Origin of the sequence: Pseudomonas sp. LM13, from assembly GCF_041381355.1 — a bacterium.
In the GTDB taxonomy this organism is placed as follows: domain Bacteria; phylum Pseudomonadota; class Gammaproteobacteria; order Pseudomonadales; family Pseudomonadaceae; genus Stutzerimonas; species Stutzerimonas frequens.
On sequence record NZ_JACBXH010000071.1, the window covers coordinates 1 to 7,952 of the forward strand.

Consider the following 7,952-nt stretch of genomic DNA (forward strand, 5'->3'; position numbering starts at 1 on the left):
GCCTGATTCTAGGTTTCAATCGCGAGCTGCGAAGCGGCGCGAAAAAGGATGGGGCTGACAGCGTTCGCTCAAGGCGTGGTCGCCAGTACCTTATGGGCGAAGGTAACCAGCTCAGGGCAGTCACCGTTGTTGCTGGTTCGGTCGACAAAAAAGCCTCGGATGCCTACTGCCGTTGGCCCATCTCGGTCGCAACGTTGGGAGTCACCGACCATCCATGATGCGGTTGGGGATGCCCCAAGCTGATCGCAAACCCAACTGTAGATAGCGGGTTCCGGCTTCATTACGCCTAAGTCACAGCTAAATGCATACGCGTCTAGCGTGGGGTAACAACGCAGGACAGCTTGCCGGTACGGGAAAGCCAGGTTCGAGCAAACACCGATTCGAATGCCTTGTTCTTGGAGCAGTTTCACTGCTTCGAGTCCGTCCGGATATGCCTCAACTGCTGCAATCTCATCCGCCAGGACAGTTTCCAGAGCGCTCAATTGTTCAGGGCTTGCAGTAATCCCTAAATGCGCTGCGGCTTGCGTCAAAGTAATCGGAGATTTCATCAGGACAGACGCGTCGTCCGGACGGGAGCGCCGACCATGCGCCTTTCCGATCTTCATCAATTGCCGGTAGGGATGCGACCCATCTTGGATCTTCATCAGTGTCCCGAAAGCATCAAAAATAACGGCTTGTATGGTCATTACTCATCCCGTTACGACAGGGTATTCGTAGGCCGGCGCATTCAACCGACGTGTTTGATTGGCCCTGAGTACTTCGCTATAGCGTGATCACTGGTTACGAGGATGAAGCCTTCCGTAGCTGCTTGTCCGATGAGCATCCGGTCAAATGGGTCACTGTGAAGAAGAGGCAAGGCCGCGGCCGCAATGGCGTGTTGGCTGGTCATGGTCAGTTCCGTGTAGTCGCCGTCCAGAAGAGCCCTTCTTAGCACTCCTGGATCGAACTGAAAGCTGGCTTTGCCCATTGCGTTTTTAATGCCGATTTCCCAGATGCTAGCGGCACTGAAGAACAGCTCATTGGCGCGATCCTCGATCATCTCCACAGCCTCTCGTGGGAGAGATGATGGGGCCGCGCAGGCCCAGAGTAGGATGTGAGTGTCCAGCAGCAGCTTCATACGCCAAACATCGCTTCGATTTCGTCTCGAAAAGGCGCATCGATATCGTCTGGTACCGCAAAGGCACCGCTAAGCATGCCCAATCGCGGTTTGGCTTCATGATCAACTGCGACAACACGGACCATAGGCTTGCCAGCCTTGGCGATTATGAACGGGTTGCCTTGGCTCGCCTCGAGGATGAGCTGGGACAGGTGAGTTTTGGCATCGTGGATGTTGACCGTTTTAGGCGAAGTGCCGAGATCGCTTTCAGATTTCATCGCCTGCTACCTCAGGTTAGCTAAGCTGCTTAGTCTATCCCCGCTGGGGCGAGGGGGCAACTGTCGTCGTCAGCTGCGAGCTGTTATGGCTCGCAGTTTGTCCGTAACGTTGCGGTTATCAGAAATTATGAACAAGCCATAATTATTGCTGAGCCATAATTCCAATTAATTCGTGGCGCCGCCGTAGATAACGAGGGAATCGCGCCTGTTCCCTTCCGCGTCACAGACGCGCCTCGCTTTTCGAAACAACCCATGCTTGTGAGCAATTTTAAAATTCGAAAGGGCGACTCCGGGCCGGTTGGGTCAGCATCGCATCGACCGCGACGAGAGGGCTCTATCACAATTGGTTATTCATAGTGCCCAAGACCTACGTCCGATTGGTAGTTGTTATCGTACTGTTCGGGTCGATAAGTAACGCGATCTTGTCAATATATACGTATCAGATATACCGATGGTCGATGGTTGCCTTTTAGTTTTCTAAAAGTGCTTGACGTACAGTGTTGAGGATTAGATTATCTCCTCGTCTTGAGATGTTAAATTGTTCTATAGCTGAGCGAGTAGGTCGTTACCCCTGCATTGAAAAGATAAGGAAGTGTCGTGGTTTTAATAGTTATGACTGATGTGGATTCTATACTGGTCGTCGCAAGCTCTATTTAAGTTCATAGTTGTAAGCCGCCTATTCGACCGTCAAGCTATAAATAGGCGATAGTCAGAACGGAAAGTAATTGGAACGCATGTTGTTAATCCTTGGGGCAGGTTCGCCGGGGCAGAGAAGTATCGCCTAAATTATACCTATTGATATGTTGGCAGTTAAATTAAGGAAGAGGGTATGGACGATTTAAAGAAGATATCCAATTTATTGTATGCTCCGGGTGAGGTAATGCCTGGCATCGAAATGCCGTTGGAGGAGGCGTGCGCGCGGGGTGCTGCGGCTGCTTTGTTTGATGCCATGCCATTTTGTGCTGTGCGTGATTGGGTTTGGATTGATCTGATCGTTCCTGAATCGATAGGAGAAACGTTACAAGCATCCGGTCACAGCCCGTGATGGTGTATGCAGGCCACGTGTTGTATGACAGCGCTCGCCGTTTCGAAGCGGGTGACTGGGTGCGGACGACGCAACTTGTTGAGTTCGCTGACGAGTGCATTTTTAGAACGCGCAATACGCGATATGTGCTGTTGGGCCGGGCGTTCGCAAGAGCGCTGAGCTCTCTACTGTCTTCAGTATCTTATGGTAGGCGGCTCGGTATGGCGGAGGGTGGACATGGCAGTTCTAGCTAATCGTGATAACGATGTGCATTGCGACGTTTGTGGTACCTCCACTCGGGTACCTGGTTACGGCGAGCAATTCGGCGCGCTACAAGCGAGTTGGGGGTACGGCGCGCGTCATGACGGTGAGCGTTACCGCGTCCGACTGTGTGAGTCCTGCTTCTTCATGGCTTTGTCGTATTTCAGGCAGGAGCGACGCGTACATCACTTGTTTGATGACGCACCGCAAGATGACGACCATGAGTTTGGGCGTATCGCTCGCGATGACTATTGGGCCGACAGCTAGCCGAGTATCCAAGCCGAATAGCGGAGTTCTTGATATTTCTCTCGTCCACAACCGAGTCTCGTTATGCATATTCATCTCCTTTCAGATTTGCATCTTGAAGTGAGCTCTTACGTGCCGGCTGCTACGGACGCTGATGTCGTGGTTCTAGCGGGTGACATCCATACTAAAGCCCGTGGCGTTCGATGGGCTTTGGATAGCTTTAGCGGAACGGTTCTCTACGTGCACCAGGTAATCACGAGTTCTACTCCGGCCACCTGACCCACACATTGGTGACGATGCGTTCCGCCGCTCGGGACGGTCGTGTACAGGTCATGAATATGCATGAAGCTGAGATTGAAGGGGTTCGCTTTCTTGGATGCACAATGTGGACGGACTATGCGGCCGCCGGCAACGCCTATCAGGCCGGTTTGTATGCGCGTTCGTGCATGAACGATTTTCGGTACATCCGCACCGAGTCGTTCCGGCGGATCGTACCGAACGATTTGGTGCAGGAATCAGTTAAAGCGCGTTCCTGGCTGCGCTCGAAACTAGACGAGCCGTTCGATGGAAAAACGGTGGTGATCACTCATCACGCGCCATCGCTTCGCTCGCTGATAGATAGTCCCGATGCGGGAACATTGCTCGATGCAGCTTACGTCAATGACTGTGAATATCTTATGGGTGGGGAGCGCGTTGCGCTCTGGCTCCATGGCCATTCACATTCTGCTGTGGATTACGAAATTCGCGGAACAAGGGTGGTATGCAACCCGCGTGGTTATCCATCTGAAGAAACGGGTTTTATTCCGAATTTGGTGCTGATGGTATGAGCTCAACTAAGCGGATTGTCGAACAAACGCGCGATGTGGCAGAAGCTTTGGCGCGAGCGATGGGCACCTCTTTCGGCAGGGAAGTTACGGCGTACCTAACGGACGCCTATTTAGTGGCAGGCTGTTGTGTAGGCGTGGTTCATCGTCACGTGCGAGCGGATGTGTATGGGAGGTTCCAGGACGGTCACCGGGTTCGCACCTCCGACGTACTGGCAGCTCATGAACAGGGTGGGTTTTGGGCGCTGTATACCGCCACGGGAAGCCTGTACGTAATTGTGACTTTCATGGAAGGCAGTGGGCGCCAGTCGCTGGATGTGCTGCTGGAGCAAAGGGCAAAAGGCTTGCACGCGACCCCTGCAAGAATTCAGTGAGCCGTGCGTAGTGGGATGGTTCTCGCGTCATTTTTATAAATCGAGGTCCGCGGTTCATATGGCCAGGATGAGCTAAAAGCTATCACTAATGGCACTTGTTAGTGAGTTTTTTACGGGAAAATGCCGTGCTCTGATTTTTATTAAATCTAACACCGATTTATAGCCTTCCACCGTTTGTAGCAGGTCAATTGGTCTACTATTTGCGAGCCCGGCTGCGGGCTGTCTCATCCAATCACGGGACGCCTTGATGTTTCCTTCAAACATCTCGACAGCAGCGAATTGTGCAAGGACAAAGCGAAGTTGTTTCCTGTTAGCGACAATTGGGCCATCGCCGAGGCGATCAACTATGATTCCATGCTTGCAAAGGAGATCGCTTGACGCCTCAAGCAAAGCAGCAGGCACTACCCCTCTTGCGAGCGTTAGCAGCTTGATATCTTCCGAGGAAACGCTGGCAGGGGGTAGTTCTTTTAAAAGCTGCCTAATTATTTCGTGAATCTGCTCATTATCCATTCTGCTTTCCTTCTTTAGTTCGGCGTCCTGAGCATATTAAATATAGTGCAATATGCCAAGGCCAGAGGGCTGCTTAATAGAGGAAGGGTAAGGCCTAGTTCCTTTACGTGGTGTCGCCGAAGTGGACATTGGTTCATCGTGCTCAAAACCAACCGCGCTCCTATTTCATCTGAGTAACCCTTTGTAAGACGTACTTTAGAGTTCGCAAGTTATCGCATTTCTAAAGATAGATACCTTCATGGTCATTTTAAAAATGGCTCGTTCCGCCGGCCAAGGGCTTTTGCTTGGCTGTACGTAGGCAGGTGTGTTGCATCGCAAGGCTACCGGTTACTCTGTAACTTTGATCGGCGGGGCTGTATTACAGCGCTTAGCGCGGATGCATTGTATGCGGATCTGTCTATTGACTTGTGCTTGGTAAAGAGCAGCCACAATGATTTACGCATCTGTCGGTAATCGACTGCTTGCCAACGCCTGGGTTACTGTGTGAGGCATCAGTTCCAGTATCAATGGATATTGATATCGAGTAATCCTGCAAGATATAGAGCGTAGCCAATAGCACCGCTCCGAAATGAATAATGTAATGGACGATGTTGGCGATTTTGTAGATTCGAGAGTCTGTATTTTGGCTCATTTTCCAGTCCTTTTAAAATGCGCTTACATTGAGGGGCTTGTTGAACTGTAATTATTATTCTTTAGCTGATGCTTAGCAATATTTCTCATTTATGCTTATTGACAAAAAGCGACTTTTTTTAGTGCGTATGTGGTTGGCTATGCTGGAAGCTGTCAAATGATGTTGTTTATGTTGATGCTTAGGAGCTTTAAACAGGCGATGCTGGTGATTAGGTTCTTGAAATTCGGAAAGTAAGCGCGATAGGCGCTTTCCCGGTTTGTTATGGCCGCGAGTGGTGCCTTCCACAGGAACGATTAGTGACTATGAAATGAGCACAGATTACGTGTGCGCGATGCAATGGCTTATGAAGAGGGGTGGGTGTCATGCAGGTAAAGCGTTGGGGGCAGCTTGATGCCCTTCGTCAACAACTTGGAGAAAGTCGCTGGTTACTTTGCGTGGATCTGGAAGCGACCTGCGATGACTACCCAGCCGGCCTAGACGAGGCGGCCCGGAACGCCCATGTGTTGGAAGTCCAGCGCCATGAGATGGAGACAATTGAAATTGGTATCGCGCTGTTGGATGTTCAGTTGGAGTACAGGATTGTCGATCATTTCGGACAGTTTGTCCGGCCGCTGCTTCGCCCCAAGCTAACTGAGTTTTGCACGGGGCTGACCGGCATATCTCAATCTGACGTCGACACTGCGGAGCGTTTCGCGGAGGTACAAGATCAGCTTGGTGACTGGCTGGCGCCGCGGGATACAGAAGGCTGGCGCTGGTGCTCTTGGGGAGATTACGACCGAAATCAGCTGAAGGAGGACGCTATCAGAGCAGGGATAGATGTATTGCTCGATCCGGCGCGTCATATCAATCTAAAGAAATGCTTTTGGAAGATTTTCGCTTGCCGTGCGCTAGGGCTGAAGTGTGCCGTGGAAAGCATAGGCCTTTCCTGGGAGGGCAAGCATCACAGGGCCATCGACGATGCGCGCAATCTGGCACGGTTAACACAGCTGCTGCTAAGTAGTGACGCCCAGCGACACGGGCGTCACGGAATGGACTGATCATTGCGAAGGGCGACGATGGTGCAGTAACAGCTGTTCCATGGAAACGGATTGTGTCTATCAAAGGGTGTTTCCATGCAGAACGGTGCAGATGCGAGTGGTGGTTTCCACGGAAACGTGTTGTGACTGCGAATGGTTGTTTCCATGGAAACAGGGTAGCTGTGAGTAACTGTTTCTAGGGAAACGTGTTGTGACTGTGGATGGTTGTTTCCATGGAAACACAGGGTAGCTTCGAGTGGCGGGTTCCGCGGAAAAGTGTTGGGACTGTGAATGGCTGTTTCCATGGAAACACGGGGTAGCTGCAAGTAGCGGCTTTCATGGAGCGAGTTGTGACTATGCAATGCTTGTTTCCATGGAAACATGGGTAGCTGCAAGAAGCCGCTCCACGGGGACCAGTTGCAGCTATGACTGGGTGTTTCCATGGAAACACGATGCGCCATAAGGCACACCCTTCGCCGCTCAGATGAGATGAAGTCCTCCCTCTGCTACGTTCCCAGTGACCTATCTCTTAGTTTGCGTGTGGTTATATGTGAGCAGATTGGAGACATTTGAATGGCAGACTAGGGTTCGTCTGGTCAATATGAACCAAAATCCAGTGCATATGGAGCACAACTTAAGACCGAGTGCTAACAAGTGACTATTTGACCGGCTTCAGTGCCTCCACACATTAGATTCCCTAATTTCCATACCGGTTCGCTTCAGACTTGCGTCGCATTTCCAAAATTGGATGGTCTGCCGCTACTTGTTTGCCCAAGTGCATGGGCCCAGGCAGACGCAGGTAGCCGTCCCACAGTGAAGGGTTCCTGCACAGCAAGGCGACCTGTTCAGCGATCACTGTCGCAGTGCTAAATGCCCCGGGCGTTATGATCGTGATTTCTGTTACGCCCAACTGCTGCCATGGATCTCGCAGGTCTCGTTCTGATACGTCGTATCTTGTGTTCTCGCGCTGTGAGCGAACGCTGCCGTACTGCTTAGACGGTGACACGAAATAAAATACCGAGGCGCTCTCGCAAGATTGAAAAGCTCCCACCTTCGTCCCGATGTAGTGAGCCGAGTTGGGAGACAAGGTGTGGTTGCCGCTGATCTGTGCTACCTGGTGATCGGCTCGAATGCGGACGACAGCGGCATCTGATGGGACGGGAGGAAGACCCTCCCCGGGGCCATCTTTCAATGCTCCATAGAAGGTTCTTAGATTGGCATCGAGGCAGACGATCAACGAGTCGTTCGAATTGATCTTGCAGTCCAGCAAGGATTGGGTGACCAATGTCTTCAATTGGTCAGGCTTGAGCAGAGTGTCCGTCCCGTGGATGGCGGCCAAGCCCTCGCCGTAGCTGAACCATTTGCCATTGGAGTCCAAGCAAGATTCGAACCAGAAAACCTCTGGTTTATTCCCGCCCAACACCGTCCGGGTGATAACCGGCAGATAGATGGCCGGGCCTTTATCCTGAATTCTATCCAGCAAAATCGACAGCACCGTTGTGCTCGCCGGCATCGATTTTACTTTGGGCGTCGGAACGGGGAGGTGCCCGCTTAGTCGAATCGCTTCGATGATCGAGTTGGTAGCTTTGAAATCACGATCATCCGCTTTGGTCTTCCGCCTCTTAGCTTGTGCATCAGGGTCGATATGCATGATGAACTGGGTCGCGATGCCGTGCTTTGCCAGTACCCTTC

The 7,952-nt window shown here is 51.7% G+C and carries 8 protein-coding genes and 1 pseudogene; 4 read left to right on the forward strand and 5 right to left on the reverse strand.

Annotation, left to right across the window (positions count from 1 at the left end):
- Positions 1-68: 68 nt before the first annotated feature.
- From HZR81_RS22735 to HZR81_RS22745, 3 genes are read right to left on the reverse strand one after another with little or no spacing between them, the layout of a single operon-like run.
- A complete protein-coding gene (locus HZR81_RS22735; RefSeq protein WP_125853252.1) occupies positions 69-686 on the reverse strand; it encodes an HAD family hydrolase in 618 nt (205 codons plus the stop codon).
- A gap of 41 nt (positions 687-727) precedes the next feature.
- The gene (locus HZR81_RS22740; RefSeq protein WP_102846534.1) at positions 728-1,117 is read right to left on the reverse strand and encodes a type II toxin-antitoxin system VapC family toxin; all 390 of its coding nucleotides are present in this window, start codon (positions 1,115-1,117) and stop codon (positions 728-730) included.
- On the reverse strand, positions 1,114-1,374 hold the full coding sequence (locus HZR81_RS22745) for a type II toxin-antitoxin system Phd/YefM family antitoxin (RefSeq protein ID WP_102846533.1): 261 nt from the start codon (positions 1,372-1,374) through the stop codon (positions 1,114-1,116). Before HZR81_RS22745 ends, HZR81_RS22740 begins: the two co-directional genes overlap by 4 nt.
- Positions 1,375-2,269: 895 nt before the next feature.
- Between HZR81_RS22745 and HZR81_RS22750 the strand changes: the two are divergent.
- The 3 genes and pseudogenes from HZR81_RS22750 to HZR81_RS22760 all read left to right on the forward strand — a co-directional run bounded on the left by HZR81_RS22750 (position 2,270) and on the right by HZR81_RS22760 (position 4,103).
- Positions 2,270-2,652 (forward strand): annotated as a pseudogene (locus HZR81_RS22750) (DUF6957 family protein).
- A 585-nt stretch (positions 2,653-3,237) separates the two neighbouring features.
- Entirely contained in the window at positions 3,238-3,732 is a 495-nt protein-coding gene (locus tag HZR81_RS22755; RefSeq protein WP_500129332.1) for a metallophosphoesterase family protein, read from the forward strand.
- Entirely contained in the window at positions 3,729-4,103 is a 375-nt protein-coding gene (locus HZR81_RS22760) for a hypothetical protein (RefSeq protein WP_500129333.1), read from the forward strand. Before HZR81_RS22755 ends, HZR81_RS22760 begins: the two co-directional genes overlap by 4 nt.
- Before the next feature lie 72 nt (positions 4,104-4,175).
- Here the strand turns inward: HZR81_RS22760 and HZR81_RS22765 are convergent, their stop codons facing one another.
- Positions 4,176-4,613 (reverse strand): antitoxin Xre/MbcA/ParS toxin-binding domain-containing protein, encoded by a 438-nt coding sequence (locus HZR81_RS22765; RefSeq protein WP_312479082.1) that lies wholly within the window; start codon positions 4,611-4,613, stop codon positions 4,176-4,178.
- Between the two features lie 993 nt (positions 4,614-5,606).
- Between HZR81_RS22765 and HZR81_RS22770 the strand changes: the two genes are divergently transcribed.
- On the forward strand, positions 5,607-6,281 hold the full coding sequence (locus HZR81_RS22770; protein WP_500129334.1) for a 3'-5' exonuclease: 675 nt from the start codon (positions 5,607-5,609) through the stop codon (positions 6,279-6,281).
- Between the two features lie 676 nt (positions 6,282-6,957).
- On the opposite strand, the gene HZR81_RS22775 is transcribed toward HZR81_RS22770, so the two are convergent.
- Positions 6,958-7,952: RNaseH domain-containing protein (locus HZR81_RS22775; protein ID WP_500129335.1), on the reverse strand; the 995-nt coding region annotated here is incomplete at its 5' end.

What these genes read in the sequence shown, in the direction of transcription:
- HZR81_RS22765 (WP_312479082.1), bottom strand. Translation starts at nt 4,613, where the DNA reads ATGGATAATGAGCAGATTCACGAAATAATTAGGCAGCTTTTAAAAGAA.
- HZR81_RS22770 (WP_500129334.1), top strand. Translation starts at nt 5,607, where the DNA reads ATGCAGGTAAAGCGTTGGGGGCAGCTTGATGCCCTTCGTCAACAACTT.
- HZR81_RS22755 (WP_500129332.1), top strand. Translation starts at nt 3,238, where the DNA reads ATGAATATGCATGAAGCTGAGATTGAAGGGGTTCGCTTTCTTGGATGC.
- HZR81_RS22760 (WP_500129333.1), top strand. Translation starts at nt 3,729, where the DNA reads ATGAGCTCAACTAAGCGGATTGTCGAACAAACGCGCGATGTGGCAGAA.
- HZR81_RS22740 (WP_102846534.1), bottom strand. Translation starts at nt 1,117, where the DNA reads ATGAAGCTGCTGCTGGACACTCACATCCTACTCTGGGCCTGCGCGGCC.
- HZR81_RS22735 (WP_125853252.1), bottom strand. Translation starts at nt 686, where the DNA reads ATGACCATACAAGCCGTTATTTTTGATGCTTTCGGGACACTGATGAAG.
- HZR81_RS22745 (WP_102846533.1), bottom strand. Translation starts at nt 1,374, where the DNA reads ATGAAATCTGAAAGCGATCTCGGCACTTCGCCTAAAACGGTCAACATC.